The 25,126-nt window shown below is 40.0% G+C and carries 24 protein-coding genes; 13 read left to right on the top strand and 11 right to left on the bottom strand.

From position 1 onward, the window contains the following. The first annotated feature begins 288 nt into the window (after nucleotides 1–288). The gene (udp, locus tag H5117_RS07025) at nucleotides 289–1,044 is read left to right on the top strand and encodes a uridine phosphorylase (RefSeq protein WP_007582384.1); all 756 of its coding nucleotides are present in this window, start codon (nucleotides 289–291) and stop codon (nucleotides 1,042–1,044) included. 94 nt (nucleotides 1,045–1,138) lie between these two features. Here udp and cdd read toward each other — a convergent pair whose 3' ends face one another. Together cdd and ppc are read right to left on the bottom strand one after the other, a co-directional pair. After that, entirely contained in the window at nucleotides 1,139–2,065 is a 927-nt protein-coding gene (gene cdd, locus H5117_RS07020) for a cytidine deaminase (RefSeq protein ID WP_182736866.1), read from the bottom strand. Between the two features lie 136 nt (nucleotides 2,066–2,201). Further along, nucleotides 2,202–4,847, bottom strand: coding sequence for a phosphoenolpyruvate carboxylase (gene ppc, locus H5117_RS07015; protein ID WP_002959021.1), 2,646 nt, complete (start codon nucleotides 4,845–4,847; stop codon nucleotides 2,202–2,204). Between the two features lie 120 nt (nucleotides 4,848–4,967). Between ppc and H5117_RS07010 the strand changes: the two genes are divergently transcribed. The 6 genes from H5117_RS07010 (at nucleotide 4,968) to H5117_RS06985 (ending at nucleotide 9,872) form a co-directional block, all read left to right on the top strand. Next, nucleotides 4,968–5,366, top strand: coding sequence for a thiol-disulfide oxidoreductase DCC family protein (locus tag H5117_RS07010; RefSeq protein WP_024594554.1), 399 nt, complete (start codon nucleotides 4,968–4,970; stop codon nucleotides 5,364–5,366). Beyond that, the gene (locus H5117_RS07005; RefSeq protein WP_182736864.1) at nucleotides 5,363–6,085 is read left to right on the top strand and encodes an SDR family NAD(P)-dependent oxidoreductase; all 723 of its coding nucleotides are present in this window, start codon (nucleotides 5,363–5,365) and stop codon (nucleotides 6,083–6,085) included. The genes H5117_RS07010 and H5117_RS07005 overlap by 4 nt, the downstream gene beginning before the upstream one ends. 9 nt (nucleotides 6,086–6,094) lie before the next feature. Then, nucleotides 6,095–6,703 carry a flavin reductase family protein gene (locus tag H5117_RS07000; RefSeq protein ID WP_182724030.1) on the top strand — a complete coding sequence of 203 codons (609 nt, stop codon included), beginning with the start codon at nucleotides 6,095–6,097 and terminating at the stop codon, nucleotides 6,701–6,703. A 101-nt stretch (nucleotides 6,704–6,804) separates the two neighbouring features. Further along, complete coding sequence (locus tag H5117_RS06995) at nucleotides 6,805–8,025, top strand: Xaa-Pro peptidase family protein (protein ID WP_182736861.1); 1,221 nt, start codon at nucleotides 6,805–6,807, stop codon at nucleotides 8,023–8,025. 114 nt (nucleotides 8,026–8,139) lie between these two features. After that, nucleotides 8,140–8,799, top strand: a complete 660-nt coding sequence (locus tag H5117_RS06990) for a DsbA family oxidoreductase (RefSeq protein WP_002959016.1) — start codon at nucleotides 8,140–8,142, stop codon at nucleotides 8,797–8,799. A 341-nt stretch (nucleotides 8,800–9,140) separates the two neighbouring features. Then, nucleotides 9,141–9,872: a MauE/DoxX family redox-associated membrane protein gene (locus tag H5117_RS06985; protein ID WP_182736859.1), complete on the top strand. Its 732-nt coding sequence runs from the start codon at nucleotides 9,141–9,143 to the stop codon at nucleotides 9,870–9,872. A gap of 78 nt (nucleotides 9,873–9,950) precedes the next feature. Here the strand turns inward: H5117_RS06985 and H5117_RS06980 are convergent, their stop codons facing one another. From H5117_RS06980 to H5117_RS06955, 6 genes are all read right to left on the bottom strand, one after another. After that, complete coding sequence (locus tag H5117_RS06980) at nucleotides 9,951–10,229, bottom strand: peptidylprolyl isomerase (RefSeq protein ID WP_002959014.1); 279 nt, start codon at nucleotides 10,227–10,229, stop codon at nucleotides 9,951–9,953. A 102-nt stretch (nucleotides 10,230–10,331) separates the two neighbouring features. Continuing rightward, on the bottom strand, nucleotides 10,332–10,754 hold the full coding sequence (locus H5117_RS06975; RefSeq protein WP_182736857.1) for a thiol-disulfide oxidoreductase DCC family protein: 423 nt from the start codon (nucleotides 10,752–10,754) through the stop codon (nucleotides 10,332–10,334). A gap of 27 nt (nucleotides 10,755–10,781) precedes the next feature. After that, nucleotides 10,782–11,309, bottom strand: a complete 528-nt coding sequence (locus H5117_RS06970) for a response regulator transcription factor (RefSeq protein ID WP_154902919.1) — start codon at nucleotides 11,307–11,309, stop codon at nucleotides 10,782–10,784. Continuing rightward, nucleotides 11,306–12,547 carry an ATP-binding protein gene (locus H5117_RS06965; protein WP_182736855.1) on the bottom strand — a complete coding sequence of 414 codons (1,242 nt, stop codon included), beginning with the start codon at nucleotides 12,545–12,547 and terminating at the stop codon, nucleotides 11,306–11,308. Before H5117_RS06965 ends, H5117_RS06970 begins: the two co-directional genes overlap by 4 nt. Before the next feature lie 61 nt (nucleotides 12,548–12,608). Continuing rightward, nucleotides 12,609–13,013 (bottom strand): DUF4440 domain-containing protein, encoded by a 405-nt coding sequence (locus H5117_RS06960; protein WP_024595765.1) that lies wholly within the window; start codon nucleotides 13,011–13,013, stop codon nucleotides 12,609–12,611. An 8-nt stretch (nucleotides 13,014–13,021) separates the two neighbouring features. After that, nucleotides 13,022–14,329 carry an amidohydrolase family protein gene (locus H5117_RS06955; protein WP_182736853.1) on the bottom strand — a complete coding sequence of 436 codons (1,308 nt, stop codon included), beginning with the start codon at nucleotides 14,327–14,329 and terminating at the stop codon, nucleotides 13,022–13,024. Nucleotides 14,330–14,482: 153 nt separating this feature from the next. On the opposite strand from H5117_RS06955, the gene H5117_RS06950 reads away from it, so the two are divergent. Further along, entirely contained in the window at nucleotides 14,483–15,562 is a 1,080-nt protein-coding gene (locus tag H5117_RS06950) for a ketoacyl-ACP synthase III (RefSeq protein ID WP_154902922.1), read from the top strand. 70 nt (nucleotides 15,563–15,632) lie between these two features. Next, entirely contained in the window at nucleotides 15,633–16,019 is a 387-nt protein-coding gene (locus H5117_RS06945; protein ID WP_182681582.1) for a VOC family protein, read from the top strand. A 39-nt stretch (nucleotides 16,020–16,058) separates the two neighbouring features. On the opposite strand, the gene H5117_RS06940 is transcribed toward H5117_RS06945, so the two are convergent. Further along, nucleotides 16,059–17,423, bottom strand: a complete 1,365-nt coding sequence (locus H5117_RS06940) for a M17 family metallopeptidase (protein ID WP_154902923.1) — start codon at nucleotides 17,421–17,423, stop codon at nucleotides 16,059–16,061. A gap of 87 nt (nucleotides 17,424–17,510) precedes the next feature. Further along, nucleotides 17,511–17,933, bottom strand: coding sequence for a hypothetical protein (locus H5117_RS06935; protein ID WP_002959004.1), 423 nt, complete (start codon nucleotides 17,931–17,933; stop codon nucleotides 17,511–17,513). 103 nt (nucleotides 17,934–18,036) lie between these two features. Here H5117_RS06935 and H5117_RS06930 point away from each other — a divergent pair, with 103 nt between their 5' ends. The 3 genes from H5117_RS06930 (at nucleotide 18,037) to H5117_RS06920 (ending at nucleotide 22,793) form a co-directional block, all read left to right on the top strand. Next, nucleotides 18,037–18,210, top strand: a complete 174-nt coding sequence (locus tag H5117_RS06930) for an oxidoreductase-like domain-containing protein (RefSeq protein ID WP_154902924.1) — start codon at nucleotides 18,037–18,039, stop codon at nucleotides 18,208–18,210. Nucleotides 18,211–18,527: 317 nt separating this feature from the next. Continuing rightward, complete coding sequence (locus H5117_RS06925) at nucleotides 18,528–21,110, top strand: TonB-dependent siderophore receptor (RefSeq protein WP_039488458.1); 2,583 nt, start codon at nucleotides 18,528–18,530, stop codon at nucleotides 21,108–21,110. A 249-nt stretch (nucleotides 21,111–21,359) separates the two neighbouring features. Continuing rightward, on the top strand, nucleotides 21,360–22,793 hold the full coding sequence (locus H5117_RS06920; RefSeq protein ID WP_182736851.1) for a sulfotransferase: 1,434 nt from the start codon (nucleotides 21,360–21,362) through the stop codon (nucleotides 22,791–22,793). A 349-nt stretch (nucleotides 22,794–23,142) separates the two neighbouring features. Here H5117_RS06920 and H5117_RS06915 read toward each other — a convergent pair whose 3' ends face one another. Next, a complete protein-coding gene (locus tag H5117_RS06915; protein ID WP_182716319.1) occupies nucleotides 23,143–24,045 on the bottom strand; it encodes an alpha/beta fold hydrolase in 903 nt (300 codons plus the stop codon). Between the two features lie 128 nt (nucleotides 24,046–24,173). Here H5117_RS06915 and rlmF point away from each other — a divergent pair, with 128 nt between their 5' ends. Beyond that, entirely contained in the window at nucleotides 24,174–25,106 is a 933-nt protein-coding gene (gene rlmF, locus H5117_RS06910) for a 23S rRNA (adenine(1618)-N(6))-methyltransferase RlmF (RefSeq protein ID WP_182733311.1), read from the top strand. The last annotated feature ends 20 nt before the right edge of the window (nucleotides 25,107–25,126 follow it).

Here is a 25,126-nt window from a genome sequence, read left to right as displayed (position 1 = left end):
CATTGAATTTATTTGATATTAATGAAAATTTGTAATCATTCATTTAATCGTAGTTACGCGCTTGAGTGATACTTATTATGTCTGCTTGAACATGTCAACAGCGCAACAAGGCTACGTATATAAGTACTTGAGTGAATATTCATAGTTGGTGAATAAATCAAATTAGCCCTTAAAATTATTAAGGCTTTATTGGAAGAGTTAAGATAAAACGGACAATCGTCCTGTACTTGATAAACGTTTCTAGCAATCATGCTAGATTGACAACAAATTATTATAAAAGGCTTAGCTATGGAAAAGGTATTTCACTTAGGACTATGTATTGACGATCTTAAAGGTGCAAAACTTGCGATTGTACCGGGCGATCCAGATCGTGCAGCACGTATTTCACAATTCCTAGACAACCCAACCTGCCTTGCTCAAACTCGCGAGTTTCATGTTTATTTAGGTCAATTAAACGGCCACTCTGTGGTTGTATGTTCTACAGGTATTGGTGGTCCATCTACGTCGATTGCAGTAGAAGAATTAGCACAACTTGGCGTGCGTAAATTTTTACGTATTGGTACAACCGGTGCAATTCAGCCACACATTAACGAAGGCGAAATTTTAATTAGCCAAGCGTCTGTACGTTTAGACGGTGCAAGCCAACATTTTGCACCACTTAGCTACCCTGCTGTATCTGACTTTTATGCAACACAAGCTATGGTACAAGCATGTAAAAACCTAAATATCGATTTTCATATTGGTATTACTGCATCAAGCGATACATTCTACCCAGGGCAAGAGCGTTACGATACGCACTCTGGTTACGTTCCTAAATCACTACAAGGTAGCTGCGAAGAGTGGCAAAAATTGGGCGTGATGAACTACGAAATGGAATCGGCAACATTATTTACTATGTGTGCAGCCCTTGGATTACAAGCAGCATGTGTAGCAGGCGTACTTGTTAATCGTACTCGCCAAGAAATACCAAATGTAGACCACGGTGAAATTGAGCGTAAATCTGTAGCAGTAGTATTAGAAGCAGCTAAAGTATTACTTGATTAATACAGGTTATAGCAGTCAGTGAGTGAGTTAATTCGATAGAATGGCTCGCTTTAATAAAGCACAGCTCCGGCTGTGCTTTATTGTATGCAAGCCACTATTTAAGTGGTGCGCTAATTACTTTAAGTGCTGGTAAATGCGTAAAACTGGCAAGTACAGCTTTTGCCACTTGCGACTGGTTTTCACGACCCGCTGTTTCGAGCAATGTTATTCCCTTCACCGTACTTTCGTTAAAGCTAAGCCCAGCTAAAAAGAACTGACTTAGTGCACTTTGTAGTGGCGATAAACTTGGACTGTAAGCTGCATTTTCGGCGTAACTTCCGTAAAAATCACCATCACTAAATGTACTTATTTTTACGGCGCTAAAGTTTTGGCTGTAAGGCACGTACGCATTAAGTGCAAAACGCGCAAGGGTTTCATCAAGGCCATCAAAGCTAAAATTACCTTGCTGTGGTTTTGGGTTAAACAAGCTAAATTCGTTACCTAAATCGGTAGGTCCAAATGAATGCGGCAGTAATTCAGCAAGTTTAAATTGCTGATCAGGAAGTAAAATATCAAACTCTTTCGCATCAGCGAGTTCGTTCATAAACTGGCGACAATACCCACAAGGCGCATCGCTAATCGCAATTTTAACTATTTTTTTAGCGCCGTTTAACCATGCGTTATTTATAGCCGATTGCTCTGCATGAACCACTAAACTCAATGCTTGATGATCAAACTCTACATTCGCACCAAAGTAAAAGTTTAACTCACCCTTTTCATCAAGCGCTTTAACAATTGCGCCTACATGAAAATCTGACACTGGCGCAACGGCATACTCAGAAGCTAAAGGTACTAAACCTTGTAGTAATACATCATCAGACACATTGAGTTGCGCGCATAACGCTTTAATATTATTAGAATTTAATATGCCACGTTGTGATTTTAATTGACTACGTAATGACGCTGTTTGCGCTACGCTTAATGTGAAGTGCGAATTTGTAAGTGCTGTATCTTGCTGTACAGTAAAAGTTGCTGAAGCCATAATATTTTTTAATTATTCAATGGCTAAGTAGTTTAAAAGGTTAGGGTGTTAAATACCAGCCTATTTAACGCAAAAAAAGGGAGCACATCGCGTGCTCCCTTTTAATACCAATAGGTATACCTAACAAAATAAAGTGTTAGCCGGTATTACGCATACCTGCAGCTATACCTGTCATCGTGATCATTAACGCATTATCAATGTCACCTTCGTTTCGTTTTTCCTCTGAGCGAGCACGGCGTAAAAGCTCAACCTGTAATAGGTTAAGTGGATCGGTGTACGGATTACGTAAACTAATCGACTCCTTAATCCAAGGTTGTTCGGCGAGTAGGCTTTTTTGTGGGCTAAGTGATTGCACCAAGCTAATCGCTTCTTGAAGCTCTTTACGAAGTGTTACACCCAATGGTTTGTACATATCTTCCACCAGCGCATTATCGTAATGCTCACTCAACCAGCAATCGGCTTTACTAAATACCATTTCTAGCATTTCTAGGCGCGATCTAAAGAATGGCCACTGTAGGCTCATTTCGTTGAGTGTTTCTGCGCCGTACTTATTAAGCGCAGCTTTTAAGCCAGTTAACGCACCTAACCATGCAGGAAGCATTAAACGGTTTTGGCTCCACGCAAAAATCCATGGAATAGCACGCAGGCTTTCAACGCCACCATTAGGATTACGTTTTGCAGGACGCGAGCCAAGCGGCAACTTAGACAGTTCAAGCTCAGGCGTTGCCATTCTGAAGTAAGGTACAAAGTTTTCATCGTGGCGAACTACATTACGGTAGTGTTCACACGACTCCTCACTTATTAGCTTCATTACTTCGCGCCACTGAGGTTTTGGTTCCGGCGGCGGTAATAAGTTACTTTGTAGTACTGCACCTGCGTAAATATTTAAGCTTTGCAGTGCTACATCGGGTAAACCAAATTTAAAGCGGATCATCTCGCCTTGCTCGGTTACACGCAAACCACCTTTTAACGAACCTGGCGGTTGTGAATGCAGAGCTTGTGCAGCAGGTGCCCCACCACGCCCTACTGTGCCACCACGTCCATGGAATAAAATAAGTTCAATACCACGCTCATCAGCAAGTTGTACTAGTTTATCCATAGCTTCGTACTGCGCCCAACCTGCTGCCATCATGCCGGCATCTTTAGCAGAATCAGAGTAACCAATCATTACATTTTGGGTGTTTTTAATGTGCCCGCGATACCAAACATTATCAAGTAATGTAGTAATTACATCACTGCCTGCGTTTAAATCGTCGAGTGTTTCAAACAAGGGTGCTACTGGTAAATCAAAGCTACAGCCGCTTTCTTTTAGCAATAATTGTACTGCTAAAATGTCTGATGCTGTTCGCGCCATCGAAATAATATACAAGCCAAATGTTTGTTCGTCTTGCTTAGCAATAACGTCAAAGGTGTCTAGCACTTCTTGAACATCAGGGCTTGGTTGCCAATGTTTTGGAATAAGCGGTCTGCGAGAGTTAAGTTCAGTAAGTAAAAAAGCTTGTTTATCTTGCTCTTGCCATTGGTTGTAGTCGCCTAAACCTAAATAACGAGTCAGCTCAGAAAAAACATCGCTGTGACGAGACGAGTCTTGGCGCACATCGAGTTTAGCTAAACGCAAGCCAAAGCTATTAATACGGTACAGTAAATCAAGCAATAATCCATCAGCAACTACTTTCATATTACACTTTAATAACGAGCGGTAGCAGACCTCTACAGGGTGCTTAAGCTGATTAATATCGGTAATTAAATCTTGTGAATCGCTACGCTTATTTTTAATTTTAGCGCCCAGGTGAGCCACGGTCTCTGCAACTTGGTTTTTAAGCTTTTTGATCACCGCTCTGTATGGTTCAAAGTCTTGACCTGCCAACTCAATAAGCTCATCACTGGCGTCTGACATAGATAATTCAGCGCATAACGTTTTTAAATCTTGAATATATAAGTTAAGCGCCATCCAACGACCGTGGTCAAGCACCTCTGCTGTAACCTGCGATGTTACAAATGGATTTCCATCACGGTCTCCACCCATCCAAGATGTGAACTCAATCGGGCTGTAATCTTTTGGTAGCTCTAAACTTAATTGCTCTTTAACATTGGCTGAAAATTCACGTAAAAAGCGCGGAACAGCGTGCCAAAGACTGTTTTCGATTACCGCATAACCCCATTTAGCTTCATCAACTGGCGTTGGGCGAGAGCGACGAATGTCGTCGGTATGCCAAGCCTGGCTAATAAGCTGTTCAATACGATTTAAAATAGCGTCTCGTTCTAGCGGTAAGTTATCTTTTCGCTCTAATGACGCTAAGCAATCACTTAGTTCAACATGTTTGTTAATAATAGTACGGCGCGTCACCTCGGTTGGGTGGGCGGTTAATACTAAGTTTATGTGGAGTTTTGAGAGTGTTTCGGCCAAATGATTACTATCTAGCTGGCCTTGTTCTGCTTTTGTAACTAACGTTTTTAATGTTTGAGTGAGAGGGTTTTGTTGACCAAGGCCAACGTCATTAAAACGCGAAACGGTATGAAATTGTTCTGCTACATTAGCAAGGTTTAAAAAATGATTAAATGAACGGGCAACCGGCAAAAGCTCTTCATCACTAAGCGCATGTAAAACGTCTATTAGCGCTTGTCTGTCGTCTTCATTACCACTGCGAGATGATTTAGATAAAGCCCGAATTTCTTCTACTTTATCTAAAATAGCTTGGCCTTGAGCATCCTTAATAGTTTGTCCTAGTAATTGCCCAAGTAAATTTACATTACCTCGCAAGGCGGCATATTGTTCACTCATTTCTCATTCTCCTTTGTTTCGTAGGACACTATTAATATCATCATGAAGAGATATTTAATAGATCCATTTGCAATGTCTTGTCGTAAAAAAGTATATATAAAATAATCACAAAGCAATTACATGATCATTTTTTACGATGGAAACTGCCCTCTTTGCAGCACCGAAATGCAGCAACTAAAACACGCAGACTCTAAAAATCTAATTACGCTTGAAGATCTTAACGCGAGCGACTTTAGTGAACGCTACTCGTATATTGATAAAGACAAAGCAATGAACTACCTGCAAGCCCAAAAGCAATCAGGTGAAATGATTTACGGGCTTGATGTAACGTACGAAGCATGGAAAATAGTGGGCAAACACAGCTGGTTGAAAATTTTTCGCTTGCCAATAATTCGCTTTTTCGCTGACTGCGGATACCTGTTATTTGCTAAGTATAGGCACCCCATCAGTCGCTTTTTAATGCCAAATACTCAGTGCAGTAACGGCCAATGTGGACTAAAAGCAAAAGGTGATAAATGAAAACCATTGTTTTATTCGGCGCAAGCAGTGCCATAGCAAATGCATATATAGAACATTTGCAAATAAACACGCCTACTCATCAGATTGTTTGTATTAGTTCAAAAAGTATTGAATCTGACTCTAGTGTTGTCCACCTGTATACTGACTACACAAAACAAAGTTTAGCGCGCGTTACTAATTACCTAAAAGAGCAAAATGCCGATATACAACAAGTTATTATATTCAATGGTACACTGCACAACGAAACCCATCTGCCCGAAAAAAAGCTGGAGGATTTAGACGCTGAATATTTTAGCCAACTTCTCAATTCAAACACCCTAACTCCCCTACTTTGCTTGCAGAGTATTTTGCCGCTCTTAACACATAAAACGCAGTGTACTATTACAGCACTCAGTGCGCGTGTGGGCAGCATTAACGACAATAAATTAGGCGGTTGGTATACGTATCGCGCCTCTAAGGCAGCTCTTAACATGCTATTTAAAACCGCAGCGATTGAGCTTTCACGCCGAGCTAAAAATACCAAGCTCGTTTTATTTCACCCAGGGACTACTGATACTGCGCTTTCAAAGCCATTTCAAAAAAACGTACCCGCTGGAAAACTCTTTACAGCTGAATTTGTAGCTAAGCAGCTTTTTACACTTACTTTTAATAACCCTCATTTAGAACTCAATGGTGAGCCTGCCTACTTAGATTGGCAAGGCGAAACCATACCGTGGTAAGGACCTTTAATGCATTTTACTAAAGAGCGCATAAACGCACTTGAAAAACACACTCGTACTCATTTAATTAATTCGCTTTCGGGTTTTAAAAGCGCCAACTTAATTGGCACGCAAGACCCACAAGGCAATACTAATCTCGCCATTGTTAGCTCTGTTATTCATTTAGGGGCTCACCCGCCGCTAGTTGGCATGATAATGCGCCCAAATAGCGTGCCTCGACATACGTTCGAAAACATAATCGAAACCGGTAGTTACACCATTAACCAGGTTAATAAAGCTATTTATAAGCAAGCTCATCAAACATCAGCCCGCTACGACAAAGGCGAGTCGGAATTTGCGGCGACAGGTTTAACGCCCGAATATTTAAATGACTTTGCAGCGCCTTTTGTTAAAGAAAGCCGCTTAAAGTACTCGGTTAAATTTGTAGAAAACCAACATTTAGCCATCAATGGCACAGAGCTTGTAATAGGTGAAATCACTGATGTGTATTTAGATGAAGTAGCACTTCAAAGTGATGGCTTTTTAGATTTACAGGCTATTGAAACGGTGGCAGTAACCGGGCTTGATAGCTACCACACAAGTAATAAACTCACGCGTTTACCTTACGCTAAAAAATAATATGCCATTTTAAGAGGCTATAAACTAATAGCCTCTTATCGCATAACATTGAATTTTACCTTGGTATTAATCACACTAGCTAAAAATCCAAGGAGAAAAATATGACCACCATCGGTATTGGTACACAATCAAGCGAGCAAGCGCTGGCAAGCCTAAGTAACATGACGCAAACGCTGACCCCTATCGCAGCTGACGAACATTTAGAGCGCATAGCCAAGGCTCAAGCGTATATGCTAGCAAACAACATAGATGCAATTTATTTAAACGCTGGCACCAACCTTACCTACTTTACAGGCATGAAATGGTACGCGAGCGAACGTATGGTTGGCGCGATATTACCCGCCCTTGGTGAAGTACAATACATTGCGCCTTATTTCGAAATTGGTTCACTAAACGGGTTTAAAGTAATAGATGGGCCTATTCATGGGTGGCAAGAGCACGAAAATCCTTATGCACTTTTTGTCGAAGTATTAAAAAAGTTAAACATTAATCAAAACGCAACTATTGGCATTGATGAAAGCGCACAATTTTTTATATTCGACGGCATTAATAAAGCACAAACGGGTTTAAACCTCATAAACGCCCAACCTGTAACGGCGCATTGCCGTATGCATAAGTCAGTTCATGAGCTTAGCTTAATGCAACGCGCGATGGACATGACCTTAGCCGTACATCAAGCCACAGCAAGCATGCTTTATGAGGGAATAACCACCACCGAAGTAGAAGCTTTTATTAAGCAAGCACACCAAAAAGTAGGTGCACCAGGTAACTATTTTTGTATTGTTTTATTTGGTGTTGCAACGTCTTTCCCGCACGGTGTTAAAGATGCCCAAATACTTAAAAAAGGCGATATGGTACTAATTGATACTGGCTGTAAAGTACACGATTACTTATCAGATATAACCCGTACCTATGTATTTGGCGAACCAACAATGCGCCAACGGATGTTTTGGGATCATGAAAAAGCAGCGCAAATGGCCGCGTTTAATGCAGCTAAAATCGGTGCCACCTGCGAAGACGTTGACGCGGGCGCACGTAACTATTTAGCAGCGCAAGGGCTAGGCCCGCAGTACCAAACACCGGGTTGCCCGCATCGAACGGGCCACGGCATTGGGCTAGACATTCATGAATGGCCATACTTAGTTGGCGGTGATAAAACCCCACTTGCCCCAGGCATGTGCTTTAGTAACGAACCAATGTTAGTTATACCCGATGAATTTGGCGTACGCTTAGAGGATCATTTTTACATGACCGACAACGGCCCTCATTGGTTTACACAACCAAGTTATAGTATTGACGACCCATTCGGGCTTAACGCTTAAAACTGAATACCTTCAAGAGCAGCTGCTTAGCTGCTCTTTTTAGTTTGGTATTGATAAAGTGCAGTTCATCCCAATATCCCCTGTTATACCAAAGCAATCCTCAAAAGGATAAATATGAAAAACTTTAAAATTGATATCGTTTCAGACGTAATGTGCCCTTGGTGTGTAGTGGGTTATAAAAACCTAGAAACTGCACTAGAGCAACTCAAAGACGAAATGAGCGCAGATATTACGTGGCATCCTTTTGAACTAAATCCAGATATGCCAATTGAAGGTCAAGACTTAAACGAACACTTAATGCAAAAGTACAACCTAACAGAAGAGCAAGGCGACGAAAATCGTAAAAACATGTTCGAAGCCGGTCAGCGTGCTGGGTTTACCTTTAATTTTGATGGCAAACGCATCATGATCAACAGCTTTGATTTGCATCGTTTATTAATGTGGGCACGTGAAGAAGGTAAGCAAACGAAGCTAAAACTCGCCTTTTTTGAAGCGCACTTCACAGATTTAAAATACTTAAACCAAGAAGAAGCGTTGCTCGACGTTGTTGAAAAAGTGGGTCTTGATAAAGAAACTGCGCGGGGTATTCTACATTCAGACAAATATGTACAAGACGTACGCCAAGAGCAAGACAACTTCAAACAAATGGGTATTACGTCAGTACCTACGTTTATCATAAACGATAAATATGCACTTACTGGCGGACAACCAAGCGACTCATTCATTCAAGCACTAAAACAAATTAGTGAAGAAGAAGCCAAGCAAGACGCTTAATACACAAATAAAGTTTAAAATTAAGAAAGGCTGCCCAATGCAGCCTTATTTCATTTAAAGGTCCAGCGTAAATTCACGCTTTACTATCTATGTAAGCCGATTTTTTTATAAGCTTTCATCACAAACCTCTTCCAATAAAACCTTATCACCTGCGCTACTATAAAAGCGCTGGCACTAAACGTGCATTATCTATTATGTGTCCTTAGAGAGTGTGCTGCGCGCTATTTTGTTTCAAGTTCCACGTAAATATTACAAGGTGCTATTAACTTCTTTCATACCGCTATTCACTCTCACTATTACTTAAGGGTTAACTAGTAACTAAATACGCATAAGGAGCAAGCATGGCTAAGTCAGCAACATTATACAGAATGGTAACCAATGAGCATATTTGCCCATTTGGACTCAAATCAAAAGATTTACTTAAGCGAAAAGGCTATAGGGTAGATGATAAACCGCTGACTTCGCGCGAAGAAACCGATGAGTTCCAACAAAAGCACAATGTTGATACCACACCGCAAACATTTATCGATAACGAGCGCATTGGCGGATATGACGACCTGCGCGCTTACTTTAATAAATCAGAGCCTGGTCAACAAGGTACTACTTATACCCCCGTCACGGCCATTTTTGCTGTTACCTTATTGCTTGCCTTTGCATTTAGCTACTCGACTGGCTTTGCACTTTTTTCTATGCATACAGTTATGCTGTTTATCGCGTTAACAATGGGCGTACTGGCTATTCAAAAATTACGCGACTTATACAGCTTTAGTAATTCTTTTATAACCTATGATTTATTTGCTATGAAAGTAGTTAGGTATGCTTATGTGTATCCATTTTTAGAAGCATTTGTAAGTATTGGCATGATTGCAGGGCTTTCAGCTTATATTGTTGCACCAATTTCTTTATTTATTGGGGGTGTTGGCGCCGTGTCGGTGATTAAGGCTGTCTACATAGACAGACGAGAGCTTAAGTGTGCCTGCGTTGGCGGTGATAGTAATGTACCACTGGGGTTTGTCTCTCTGACCGAAAACCTGTTTATGATTGCTGCGGGTATCTGGATGTTGATAAAATAAAAAGGCTTAATACTTAAAAGGTTGCATAGTGCAGCCTTTTTCTATACAGCGAAGGTTACTTCTTTACTTAAAAGTAAACTAAGTACGATAAAGTACTTTAATTACATGCCAGCCAAATTTAGTTTTAACTAGATGAGGCTCTAAAATTGCGCCTTTAAATGCAATTTTGTCAAACTGTGGAACCATTTGTCCGCGTCTAAATTCACCTAAGTCACCGCCTTTTTTACCCGATGGGCATGACGAATACTTTTTAGCTAAGGTCTGAAACTTTGCACCTTTACCTAATTGCTTAATAATATCTTCTGCAATTTCTTTGTGCTTAACCAAAATGTGAAGTGCATGTGCTGTGTTTGCCATGAAAAAAGCCTTTTATACCGTTAGCTAAAATTAAACGCGGCGATTTTAGCACAACCTCATAAACCTATCATCTACTTATACTGCAGTGTATTAACGCCTAATTTATAAATAATGTTTAGCATCCTCTGGGTTGGGTACTCTGCAATACTGATATTTTCCAAATAAGGTATAGCGGTTTAAAGCAACCCTATCGTATAACCAATTATTAAACCTATTTGGCAAAATACTAAATACGTTTGCTAGTTTGTATGGGTAACCTAGCTGCTTAACAACATTAAAAAAAGCATGGCTTTGTGTAAATGCTTTACCATTTTCAACAAGCACCATTGAAGCGTATTCACTGGTTGAAAAACCAAAGTGTGTTAACAACAGTTCTCCTTTTGGAGATTGCACGCTGCATAATTTAAAAATAGTAGTTTTATCGTGAGCAATAATAAAGTTACACCACGCGCTGCAAAGCTTACATTGCGCATCAAATAAAATAATTTTTTGGTTTTGCATTAATATAGCTGCATCATCGCTCATAACACTTTCCTTAAATTAAGTAATAAATTACTGCTGCACCGGCTTTTTTTGTAACTTGCGCTGCAAAGTACGTCTATGCATATTAAGTTGCCGCGCGGTAACCGACACATTGCCATTATTACTGTGTAATACTTGTTGAATATGTTCCCACTCTAAGCGCTCCGGCGACATAACCGCATCATCAATAACATTCGATGCCGATGACACAGGATCGGTGTTAAGCGCTTTTAATAATGTTGCCATATCAACCGGCTTAGTAAGGTAATCGTTTGCGCCTAAACGCATTGCCTCTACTGCGGTTGCTATACTTGCAAACCCGGTTAGTAAAACAATATGAGCTTGGGGGAGCAAACTACGCAGCGGCTTTATGAGTGTAAGTCCGTTATCGTCGCCTAGTTTCATGTCTAATAAAACAAAGTCGGGCAATAATTTACGCGCAGCAAGTAACGCATCACTTTGGTTATGCGCCACCTCACAGGCAAAGCTTTGTTTAGTTAAGCGCCTTGCCAGTGTGCTGGCTAAATTAATGTCGTCTTCAATTATAAGTAACTTCATGAGGCGTTATTCTCAATGTTTACAATAGCGAGTTTAACTTTGGCGACAGCACCGCCATCTGCATGGTTAAACAAGGTAAGTGAGCCATTTAAACGCTCAAAAGTAACATTTGATAAAAGCACAGCAAGCCCCATTCCCTGATCGCTTGGCATAAGTTGCCCGCCAAGCTCTACTAATTGCGATGATGAAAAGCCACGGCCAAAATCACGAATTAACAAATAAACGCATTCGCTATGTAAGTTATCTTGCTGCCAACTCAGCTCTAATTGAGTTTTACCTTGTTTTTGATTAGCGAGCGCGGCGTTTTGTAATAAATTTAAAATAGCAGGCAATAACATCGCATCACTCAATAGCGTTGCCGCAATAGGTGGCGTAATCCATTTAATGTGCTGATCAGGGTATTGCAGTAAAAGCGTATCTGTAATTTGCGTTTGCAGTTGCTTTACGGTGGTATGCTCTTGTGAATTTTTAAGACGTAATTGCTCTGAGAGTTTTCTAAAGTCGTTAAGTTGCGTACTACACTGAGTAAGCGGCGCTTGCATGTGCTTAACAATTGGGTTGTTTGGTTGCTCTTCTAATAACTCTTCAAACAATAGCTGTAAATTTGCAATTGGGGTCGCTAGTTGATGGGTGATTTGTGCAGCGGCCCCATCAAGGGTAACAAGCTGTTCATTACGCAATTGTTTTTCACGCACGTTTGCAATAATTCGCTCTCGCTCTTTAAGTGCCCGGCTCATTGCACCAATAACAAGTGCAATTACGCTAGCACTTAAAACAAAATTAACCCACATGCCAATAAAATGACTACTCATATTCATTTGATGCATACTGTGATCGGGCATCTTTATAAGTAGCAAACTGTATGCGGCAATGGCTAATACCGCAATATAAGCTAATCCTCTTTCTCGCAGCGTAACAGCAGCGATCATTATTGGGAGCAATAACAGCGAAACAAATGCATTAGTTGCACCGCCGCTTAGCGATAGCAAAACCGTTAAAAATAATACGTCTGCAGTTAACTGCATCAACATACCCAAAGGTTTAGCGCGACTCACATTACGATAAGCAAATAGGCTAATAAGCTGAAACACAGCCTCAACGGCAATAACTATAAGTAAAGGCAGTAATGCAATTTGATGTTCTAGTAAAAAATAAACGCTAAGTACCGCAATTAATTGCACGGCAATAGCGCCGCTTCGCAGCATTAATAATCGACTAATGGTGGGGTCGGTACGCATTAACAACAGGTTATTGCCCAATCAAATGTTTAATAAGGTTATTTTAACGGTTATATGATTTTTAATCATCATCCATCGAAATTGAAAACGGCGCACAAGGCGTTCCTTGGTGAAACACCATTTTCCATTGTTCATTACTTTTACGCCAAAGCGACATACGCAATGAATAATTAAACTCAGCGCGAGCAGAGCGCCTAAAAGCAGCTTGGTAACTAAGTTGCACTACATCATCGCTCAGCATTCGGCCCTTAAAATGCTGATTATAAAACTGTGGCACAACCTCGGTAGGTAAGCGGGTAAGTACTTGGTATTTATTAAATGTAGTGCCATTGGCAGCAATTTCGATAAATTCATCATCGAGTAAAGCATCTAATGCGCGCTCAGATTGGCGAACTTCTGGGTCTAGTAACTGGCGCTCAGCGTCAATCAAATGATTAAACAACGACACTTTTATTTTGCTGCTCATAACCTTCCCTATTGTTTATAAACTTGCCCAGCTTTCATAACAAATTGCACGTTTTTAAGTACGTCGATATTTTTAAGCGGTGAGCCATTCACACTGATAATATCTGCTTGTTTACCAACACTCAAGTCGCCAATGAGTGCGCTTTGCCCCAGCAGTTTAGCTGCATGTATGGTTGCTGATTTAATAGCTTGGGCTTCGCTCATACCATTGTTTACCATTAAACTAAATTCGTTAGCATTAAGCCCATGACGCGACACCCCAGAGTCTGTTCCAAAAACTATATTAACCTTGTTTTTCAGTGCAAGTTTAAACGAAGCCTGCATTTTCGGAGTCACTTCACGCACTTTGTCGGCTATTGCCGGTGGCATATTTGGGTTTGTAAGCACCTCTTCACTTACCGTTGCCCCCGCTAAAAGCGTCGGTACTAAATAAGCCCCCGTTTTTTTAAATAACTTTATTGCCTCTTTATCTAAATAAGAGCCATGCTCAATAGAATCTACACCGGCTTTTAAGGCCGCTTTTATACCTTGTGTACCGTGTGCATGGGCTGTAACTTTACGCCCTAAGTGGTGGGCCGTATCAACAATTGCAATCAGCTCTGCATCTGTAAGTTGTTGGTTAACACCAGCAGCGGTATTACTTAGTACTCCACCCGTGGCAGTAACTTTAATTACATCAGCGCCACTTTTAATTACCTCGCGTACCGCACGGCTACAATCATCCGCGCCATTACATATACCAATCCCGCCTGTAACCGCATCTGTAATATCTTTTCGATATCCGTGCATATCTGCGTGTCCGCCGGTAGGCGATATTGTATTACCCGCTGCAAAAATGCGAGGGCCGTTAATATCATTTCGCTCAATAGCGCGCTTTAGCGGAAATATTACTTTGTGATCGCTACCTAAATCACGCACTGATGTAAAACCCGCATCGAGCGTACGTTGTAAATATTTAATTGAGCGCAAAGCATAATCGGCATCATATTCTGTAGCCCAGCGGTGAGGGTTTGCTTTTGAATCTCGCTCAAACGTAACGTGAACATGCATATCAATAAGACCAGGCATTACAAATTGATTTTTAAGATTGATAATATCGGCATCAGGTAGGTTAAGTTCTGCTTTTGTGAGGTAGCCGTTTTTAATGGCTGTTATTGTATTATCTGTTATGACTAACGTTTGCTCTGTTTTTACTTTTTGATCTTCGGATGCAAGTAAACTGCCAGCATAAATAATTTTATGCTGCTGAGCAAAAGCCCCATTTGTTATTAATGCCAGCGTTATTGAAGTGAATGTTGTTATTAGTGTTGTTTTCATACTTGCCCCTTTTTTATACTAGCATTACCTTAAATAACCTGTAATTGCGAATATTTACGATACAAAACATGCTATAAACTAGTCTTGAAAGCCGTTTTTTGGTATAACTCCCCCATTAGTAACACATGTCAGACCACCTTAAGAGAACATACTATGCCTTACGCACATATCACTGGTTGGGGTAAATGCATTCCACCAGCAAGCATTAGCAACGATGAAATTAGTGAAATAGTTGATACCACCGACGAGTGGATAACCACGCGTACTGGCATTAAATCTCGCCGAGTGAGTCATGTAAGTACCGCTGAGCTGGCAACCGTTGCAGCTAAGCATGCTATTGCGTGCGCAGGCATTGATCCTAAAGATATTGATTTAGTGATATTAGCAACCTGTACACCTTCTACTGTTGTGGCAAATACCGCCTCACAAGTGCAAAAAAATATTGGTGCAACAGGCGCTGCCGCAATGGATACAAACGCGGCATGTTCGGGCTTTTTATATGCGTTGCAAGCTGCTACAGCACAAATTCAAGCGGGTATGATTAAAAAAGCAGTCGTTATTGCCTCTGAACGTATGACCTGGTACGTAAACTGGGCACGTCGCGACAGCGCTGTTTTATTTGGCGATGGCGCAGGTGCAGTAATACTTGAAGCTGCCGACACCCCAGCTGGTTTACTTGGTACCAAAACCGGTTGTGACAGCGAAGACCGCGATATTTTACACATCACCAACTTTGGTAGCGATTTAAATAAGTATGAGCCAATTGGTCCTTCTGATTTATTATTTGAAGGTCGTGAAATTTTTAAACGTGCTGTAAAAGGTATGAGTGAAGCCTGCGACGACGTACTGCAACAGGCCAACTTAAGCCTTGACGACATTAATGTACTCGTTCCACACCAAGCTAACTTACGTATTATTCAGGCTATTCAGCATCGCTTAAAAGTACCTGACGAAAAAGTAATGGTTAACATTGGTGACTATGGTAATACCTCTGCTGCGACTATTGCTATAGCGTTATGTGAAGCGGTTGAACAAGGGTTAATTAAACCGCATTCAAACATTATGTCTGCAGCATTTGGTGCAGGCCTTACGTGGGCTGCAAGTTACATAAAATGGGGCGAACGTGTAACGCCTATTAGTGTAAGCGATGCTGCTTTACCACCGTGTGATAAAACTGGTTTAGAGCTTGTAGCACCGGCCGTTAAAGCATGTAAAGAAGCCGAGCCTAGCTAACACAACATGTAATAAGCCACATTTAAAATGCACTTATTTAAGTGCGTTTTTGCTTTTTAAGGAATTAAATTTGAAACTTTTAGGTATTCATCACGCTGCTATAATTTGTAGTGACTATGCACGTTCTAAACACTTTTATAGCAATGTACTTAAACTTAACGTTATTAATGAGCACTTTAGAGCTGATCGTAATTCATATAAATTAGATTTAGCCATGCCCGATGGTAGCCAAATAGAGCTATTTTCGTTTGATGGTTCGCCCGAAAGACCCAGCTATCCCGAAGCACAAGGCTTAAGACATTTAGCTTTTAAGGTAGCGGATGTACAGATTGCAAAAACGTATTTAGAGTCGTGCGACGTAAACGTTGAGGATATTAGAGTGGATGAAATAACCGGAAAAAAGTTTACCTTTTTTGCCGATCCAGATAACTTGCCACTTGAGCTTTATGAGGTTTAAAGCTCATAAAGTTCAAGTTTTTACTATTGAATCAAAAACTTACTTATTAAAACGATTTTGTAAGTAGTTAAATACAGCACGAATACCTAATGCTTCACCACCCGTTGGACGACCTGGTAATGCACGTAAGTTCCATGCCATTACATCAAAGTGTACCCACGGTGTTGTTGGTTCAACAAATTCTTTTAAGTAAAGCGCTGCGGTAATAGCACCACCAAACGGTGTGCTTGCGCAATTTGCCATATCGGCTACATCACTTTTTAGTAAGCTTTTGTATTGCTCAAACAACGGAAGTTGCCAAACAGGGTCATGTACACTTAAACCGGCGTCAATAATCCCATTTGCTACATCGCGCTCTGTTGAGAAAAAGCCCGGAAGCTCCGTGCCCAGTGCAACACGACATGCACCCGTGAGGGTAGCAAAATCAATAATTAGCTCAGGATTATCGTTTTGCGCTTCGCTTAATGCATCACACAATACTAAGCGGCCTTCAGCGTCTGTATTATCAATTTCGACCATAATACCTTTGCGCGTTTTAATAACATCGCCTGGGCGAAATGCATTGCGCGATACTGCATTTTCAACCGCTGGTACAAGTACACGTAATCTAATTGGTAAGTTAGCTGCCATAATAAGCTGCGCTAGTGCAATTACATGCGCCGCGCCGCCCATGTCTTTTTTCATGTTACGCATACCAGAGCTTGGTTTTAAATCAAGTCCGCCTGAGTCAAAACATACGCCCTTACCGACTAGCGTAATTAATGGAGCATCTGTCGCGCCCCATTTTAAATCAAGTAAACGCGGTTTATTTTCGCTTGCACGACCCACCATATGAATAGTCGGGTAGTTTTGCTCTAGTAACTCATCGCCAACCCACTGTGAAAATTCGCCATTGTAAGTTGCAGCTAAATCTTCCATAACTTGCGATAAATGTTGCGGCATCATATCTACCGCTGGAGTATTAACTAAATCACGTGCAAGTGTAATGGCATCAGCTTGTTGGCTAATGCGTTCATATAACGCTTTATCGCTAATGGCTAATTGCGCCTTTGCCGTTGGCTTTTCTTTATATTCACTAAATTCGTAACCACCAAGTACAAACCCTAAAGCAACCTGCTCTACAAAAGCGCTGTCGCCTTGAATTTGATAAGTACCTGTAGGAAGTGTATTTGCTAAATTACCCGCAGCCCAAAAATCATCGCTGCTTTGCATTAGACAAAATACCTGGCTTAACTCGCCCGTTTTAGCATCAGGAATTAAAGCAACACCTTGCTTTTCAAAACCTGTATTAGTTAACCAATTTTGTATAAATGCAGGCTGCTGTGCTTGCCAGTCAGATAATTCGTTTTTAAGAATAAAAGATAAAGGAATACCAGAAGATGTATGACGTAGTAATGCACTCATTAAAAAGCTCATATAATATAAAAATGGTACTTAAGAGCATATCAATAAGCGCACCTAAAAGGTATCGCTAATTTGAAGGGATTTTAGCTACTTTTTTAAGCTATTTTTAGATTCTTGCTTTTGATTTTCTTGATCTATTTTAGCATCTAGTTCTTTAATAGATTTGTTCATATTAAACGAACTTGGCAGTACATCAACTCCTACCAAACTCCCTAATTTAACAACTAAAGGAATTGTAAGCGGAGCAAAAGGTAATACAGCAAATACACCGAGCCCTAACCCTTTTAAAATATCAACAAATTGCTCATTTGCGCGTTTTAACTCTTCTTTACTTGTGTGGCCTTGAGTGTAACGCCTATAAATAGAGAGCATTTCTTTAGTTTCTTGTTTTTCTTGGGCGAGTGCGATTTTAAGCGCCACCATAGCACGGCGAAAACGCAGCTGTTGGCGTTTTTTACTAATTTTAACTACCCGCCAAGGTGCACGGTGAATAACTTTATATAATCGCATAACTTTTATTTTCACACAGCAGCACAGGTTCACAAAGAATAATTTACTTTCAACACCCTTTAACTTACCCTTTGCACCAAATTAGTATTAAATACATACAACAATGCAGAATATAACAAATCAATTACCGCAAAAACCTGAAAAACCAAAATCGGATGAATGTTGCGGTGGTGGCAGTTGCTGTCCCTGCGTATGGGATGAATACAAAGAAAAATTAGCAGCTTGGCGGTACGCACAAAACATTGAAAACCCCACAAAAAAAGATACAAATAAATAACATTTAAATGCAGTTAGCGCATTAATATTCCCCTCAACAGCCTTATTTGCACTTATTTAGTTCATTTTAGTTTTACTTTGCACCACTGTTGCATTTTTTCTTAAATTGAATCTTTTTGTTATCAAACGGTTAATTAATAATTGCCCTTCCTGTTTTTTATCTATAGTCTGTAGATAGGACTTCACAAAAAGTAAGCTTAATTGATTAGGCTTTTGAGCTAAAACCTCAAACTTATGTGAAACAAAAAATTAAGTTAAAAACAAATGATGTGAAATTCACATCAAAAATAAGAATTATTCTAACTGGGGAAAATTAGAATGAAATTAAAAAGTAATGCGCTAAACCAAGCAATCAAATTTGCTTTAGCTACAACCACTGCAGGGTTATTTATTTCTGGATCTGCTATTGCGGCAGACGAGCAGGAACAAACTAAAGTAAATAAAAACGTTGAGAAAATTGCCGTAGTAGGTACGCGTTCAGCTCCTCGTTCAATAGGTGACTCACCGGTTCCAATCGACATTATTGGCGGCGAAGAGCTTGAAAAGTCAGGTAACACTGACATGCTTGAACTTTTAAAAGGTGCAGTACCATCGTTTAACGTACACCAAAACCCTATCAGTGATGCGGCTTCTCTTGTTCGTCCAGCTAACTTACGTGGTTTACCGTCAGACAGCACATTGGTTCTTTTAAACGGCAAACGTCGTCACCGTGCTTCTGTAATCGCATTTTTAGGCGGTGGTATTAACGATGGCGCGCAAGGCGCAGATATTTCAGTTATTCCAAGCATTGCGATTAAACAAGTAGAAGTACTTCGCGATGGCGCGGCTGCGCAGTATGGTTCTGATGCAATCGCCGGTGTAATGAATTTCCAACTAAAAGACGCTTCAGAAGGTGGTAAATTAGAAATCCGCCATGGTCAATTTTATGAAGGTGATGGCGATACAACACAAGTGTCGGGTAACGTAGGTTTACCGTTTACCGACAATGGTTTTGCTAATTTAAGCTTTCAATATAAAACAGCTGATGCAACAAGCCGTTCAGTTCAACGTGCCGATGCTGCAGCACTTTCAGCTGCCGGTGTGCCTGATGTATCTTCTCTTGCACAAGTATGGGGTGCACCAGAAGTAGATGACGATATTACTATTTTTGGTAATGTGGGTTTAGAGCTAACAAACGACTCTGAATTTTACATGTTTGGTAACTACTCTGAACGTGATGTACGTGGCGGTTTTTATTACCGTAATCCGCAAACTCGTTCTGGTGTTTACTCAAATGATGGTGGCGAAACATTACTTGTTGCCGACACAACACCTGATATGAGTGCTAACTGTCCAACTATCACAATAACAGACGGCAATGTACTAGATGATCCTGCTTACATAAATGGTGTAGCAAACAACCCAGATTGTTTTGCCTTTAATGAGATGCTTCCAGGTGGCTTTACACCTAACTTTGGGGGCAACATTACTGATACTTCTTTAACTATTGGTACTAAAGGTCGATTCACTGGTGGCTTCTTAAAAGATACTTACTATGACTTAAGCGGTACTGTTGGCTTAAATGAATCACGTTACTTTATTTACGACACGGTTAATGCCTCTTTAGGTGCAGATACACCACGAGACTTCAGCCCGGGTAAATACGAACAGCTAGAGAAGAACTTTAACTTTGATTTATCAAAAGGTATCGACTTTGGTTTAGCTTATGATGTAAACATTGCCGGTGGTTTTGAGTGGCATGAAGAAACATTTACTATCGTCTCTGGTGATGAAGCATCTTACACAGCAGGCCCTTTAACAGAACAAGGCTTTGGTATTGGCTCTAATGGTTTCCCTGGTTTTAAACCATCACAAGCAGGTGAATTTTCTCGCCGTAACTATGCAGCATATGTTGATGTTGAAGCACCGTTTACTGAAGACTTTTTAATGGGCGTAGCACTTCGATTTGAAGACTACGACAGCTTTGGCACTACCACTAACTACAAAGTAATGGCTCAATACCATTTAACTGAAGACTTAAACGTGCGTGGTTCTGTAAGCAGTGGTTTCCGTGCACCAACGGTTGGTCAAGCTAACGTAAGTAATGTACAAACAAGTTTAGATGGCGGTGTATTACAAGATTCAGCGCTTCTTCCACCAACAAACCCAATTGCAGTGCAATTAGGTGGTACAGAGCTTGAGCCGGAAGAATCACAAAGTTATACGCTTGGTGCTGTATACACAATTGGCGAATTATTTTTAACGCTTGATTACTACAACATCCAAGTAGATGACCGTATTAGCCAATCAGATAAAATCAACTTAAGCCAAGCAGACAAAGATACCCTTGCAGCAGCAGGAGTACCTAATGTACAAGGCCTTGCTCAGGTAAGCTTTTTTACAAATGACTTTGACACAACAACACAAGGTATCGATTTAGTTGCAAACTATACAGCTGAATTAATGGGCGGTAGCTCTACATTTAGCCTTGCATATAACTGGAATGATACTGAAGTAACTAAATTTAGTGAAATTACAGGTGCGTTTAAAGTTAAGCGTTTAGAAGAAGATTTACCTAATCATCGTGCAACGTTCACATTGTCTCAACAATGGGAATCAGTTTCTGCATTTGCTCGTGCAAACTACTACGGCGAATACCAAGGTGTTCACGTTGATTATGATGCAACAGCTAAAACAGCAGATGCTGCAGTCACTATTGATGCTGAAGTAACTTACTTCTTAAATGAATCAGTTAGCTTCTCTGTAGGCGCTCAAAACTTATTCGACCAAGATGCTGAAAAACTTGATTTTGCAGATGCAACGGGCATCCCTAATAACAACTGGGGTGGTCAGTTCTACGAAACATCTCCGTTTGGTATTAACGGTGGCTTTTACTACGCTAAAGCAACATATACTTTTTAAACTATTTTCATGAAGAACCAAAGGCGAAATGTTAAAGACATTTCGCCTTTTTAATTTTATAGTTAATAAAAATAATAATGAACAATACCAATTGCATTGAATAAGTGTTCTATTATAGCGCTCAGAAAATAGCGTAATAACAAGGCGAAAACTATGATATATAGTTGCTCTATATGAATAATTTTTAACGCAGTGAGTACGCTATTTAATGCGATAGAATGATTATTTTTTAATAAAATTGGTATAACTATGCTACTTGAAAAAGCCAACCAACTACTGCAACAAAATAAACTCAAAGAAGCCGAGTTCCATTTTAAAGCAATTTTAAATAGTAACCCTGAAAATGGTGAGGCTTTATTTGGCTTAGGCAGAATTGCCTTACGACTAGAACGTTACGACTCTGCTGTATACCTACTCCAAAAAGCCTGTGAGCGCTTGCCTCATATGCTTGAACCATTACATGCCCTTGCTGATGCTTTTAACGGTGTTCATTCGCCAAACGATGCGCTAACGGTGCTTGAATACGCAAAAAAATTAGCAAGTCATAATCCAGAACCTCATTATTACTTAGCACAGCACTATTTAACACATGGCGAGTTAGATAAAGCTCATACAACTTTTGCTCATGCACTCAGCATTGGTGTATATCCTGTAACAGCCTATATTTTATTTGAACTTGTACAATTAGGTCGCTTTGATAAAGAACATAATTATGTAAGTAATTTGCACCACTTATTAACTCAAACTAGTAATTTACGTTTAAAAATGGTGTGTTACTACGCATTAGCAAACAGTTACGATGCACTTGAGGATACCGAGCAAGCATTTAATTATTTTATATTGGCGAATAAATTACAAAAAAAATTAAGTGAATTTAACACTAGAGATTTAATCCCTTTTTACGATGAAATAATAAAATACAACACCGAGGAGTTTATAGCCTCTGCCGATAAAAAATTTACGGGTAATATCACGCCTGTATTTATTATTGGCATGCCTCGTAGTGGCTCTACCCTTGTGGAGCAAATGTTGGCAAGCCATAGTCAGTTTTCGAGCCTAGGAGAGAGCACGAGTATTAGTAATAACGCAGTTGCTTTTATCGAACAAAAAACGGGAGTGACTTACCCGCAATGTTTAGCACATTTAACGCCGGATTTAATCAAAAAAGCCCGCGAGCTGTATATCACAACATTAAAAACAGCATCGCCCATCAGACCTTTTATAATAAATAAACTGCCGAGTAATTATCAGTCGCTCGGACTTATATATATTCTATTTCCAAATGCTAAATTTATAAATTTAAGTCGTGATTTTAATGCCACCGCATTTTCTATCTTCACTAATTACTTTGCTGAAAACGAGCCTTACTTTTGCTCACTACCTGAGTTTAAGCTTTATCATAAGTTGTATGAAAAATTGATGAGCCATTGGCACTCTTTTAAAGAGATGCCAATTTATGATGTCAGTTACGAAGATTTAGTGAGTAACCCAAAAGAGCAGCTAACGCAGTTACTTGGTTTTTTAAACTGTAGTTTTGAAGAGCGCTGCTTAGCATTTTATAAACAAAAAACACCGGTAACGACCTTGAGTAAACATGCTATTCGCCAACCTATTAATAACGCCGCAATCGCTAAGTGGGAGCGTTACAAAACACCTCTTCTAAAGTTACTTGATGAGAATTAATTAGGGCCTGTTTATCTTTCGAGGTTAAATTTGCAGTAGGCTGTTTGGTATTTAGGCAAGGCAGAGCCTATGTAGTGTGGTTGTTCCCCATAAATAGGCGATAACGCAGCATAAAGACCAAACATCCACTGCCCTTTGGGTTCTCTCTAGGGACGATTAACTCTTTGTTGCCTACTGGATGTAGGTAAGGTGCGTGAGTAGGACGCGCAAGCTTTGCTCGGTTTTTATGGATGTAAGCCAGTAGGGGAACGCAGGAGCAGTTACCGAGCCCACTAGGTTACAAACTTCGCGCCGTGATTAAATCTTCCTTGGATTGAACAAATTTTAATCCTGGAAGGTCAACAGGCCCTTACGGATGTGCTTTAAACCAATTAAGTAAATCTTTAAATTGATCATCACGCGCACTTGGGTGGGTAAGCATATTAATATGATCGTAATCAAAATTATGCCCGTGTTTACGACCGTAAATTTGCATTTGTTGAATGCCTAGCCCCGATTCGTCCATAAATTTTTGAATATCGATTGGTTGCGCTAATGCTTTATCTTTTACCGCAGCAATATGAAGCGTTGGCGGTAAATGCAGGTTGTTTAGCGCTTTTGCATAATCAAAATTATCATCAGAATCTATCCATGGCTTCTTTTTAGCCCATTGCATACTTTGATAATGCGACTTTTGAGTTTCGTTATCGCTTCCCCACTTATAACCTTTAGCATTTAAATAGCCATGTTTTTTAGCAAGTAAAGGTGCCATAAAATACCAAATTAAATTGGCTTGTAATAATTTTTGAGGATGATTATTAAATAAAGAACGCTTAGAGCCAAAATACACACATGCTTTAACGTCGTTAATATATTCTGGAAAACGTGCAAACGCGCTGTTCATCAATACCCCGCCCCAAGAGTGAGCAACCCAGTAGTCTGGCTTTTTGCCTTCAATCAACTCTATTTGCTTAATAAAGGCAGGGATGTCTTCTAGGATAGACTCAGTTTGTCCATATTCGGACTCGCTCGAAATGATTGGCTTGCTATCACCTCGGCCACGTAAATCAGCCACATAACATCTATACCCATGCTCAGCTAAAAAAGGGGCAAGTCCTTTATTAGAGTGCGTGTAAAAAATCTTACCGTTTTCTATTGCTCCATGCATAAAAAATACGATAGGCCCTTGCTTATCTTCATCGCTAATACGGCGTAAATGAAGTGTTTGCTGATCAGCTACATTAATAATTATTGATTGCTGAGAAATTGCCACAGTTATTCCTTTTTATTATTTTCAACTCATCCTACCAGTAATATTAAATATACCAAAGGAAATGTCTGCACTTTACTCATCAGCATTTGTTACAATCACCACATCATATCTGTTGTTAAAATGAAGCCATGAAAGAAAATAAAGCACGTTCAAAATTACACCCTCGTAACCTACATAAAAATGGGTACGACTTCGATTTATTAACAACAGAGCATCCTGCTCTACTGCCCTTTGTTATAACCACACCTGCAGGGACTAAAAGCATTGATTTTAGTGACAACAAGGCTGTTAAAACACTCAATCAAGCTCTTTTAAAAGCACATTATAATATTGATTTTTGGGATATTCCCGAGCACAACTTATGCCCACCTATACCTGGGCGTGTTGACTACATTCACTACTTGGCCGACCTATTAAGTGATGATAATCAACAACAAATACCTTTAGGTAAGCAAATTAAAGTGCTTGATATTGGCACTGGCGCTAACTTAGTTTATCCGCTTACTGGTACAAGTGAATATAAATGGCATTTTACTGGGACTGATATTGATACAGCCTCGGTGAAAATAGCAAAGCAAATAGCCCAGTTTAATGGTTTAAAAATAACCCTAAAACAACAAAAAAACGCATCACATATTTTTGAAGGCGTTATAAATCAAAAAGATCTATACCATTTAACGCTCTGTAACCCTCCGTTTCATGCAAGTGAAGAAGAGGCAAGTAAAGGCAGTGAACGTAAATGGAAAAACTTAGGAAAAACACCCAGTAGCACGCTTAATTTTGGTGGTCATAATAATGAATTGTGGTGCGAAGGCGGTGAAGTACAGTTTATCTCTAATATGGTTAAAGAAAGCGAAGACTTTGCAGAGCAAGTACTGTGGTTTACGTCGTTAGTCTCTAAAAAAGATAATATTGCAGCCCTTGAAGAAGTATTAAAAGCTCACCCAATAGCACAGTATAAAATTGTTGATATGGCACAAGGTCAAAAAATTAGCCGCTTTATTGCATGGACCTACTTTGATAAAGACACTCGTGAGCAAATTTGTAGCGAGCTTGATTAATACCAATTTTATTAAAAATA

The sequence above is a fragment of the Pseudoalteromonas sp. SG45-1 genome (assembly GCF_014164135.1).
Classification (GTDB): Bacteria; Pseudomonadota; Gammaproteobacteria; order Enterobacterales; family Alteromonadaceae; genus Pseudoalteromonas; species Pseudoalteromonas distincta.
The sequence above is the reverse complement of the archived record's forward strand: the minus strand, read 5'-3'. Positions and strand labels throughout refer to the sequence as shown.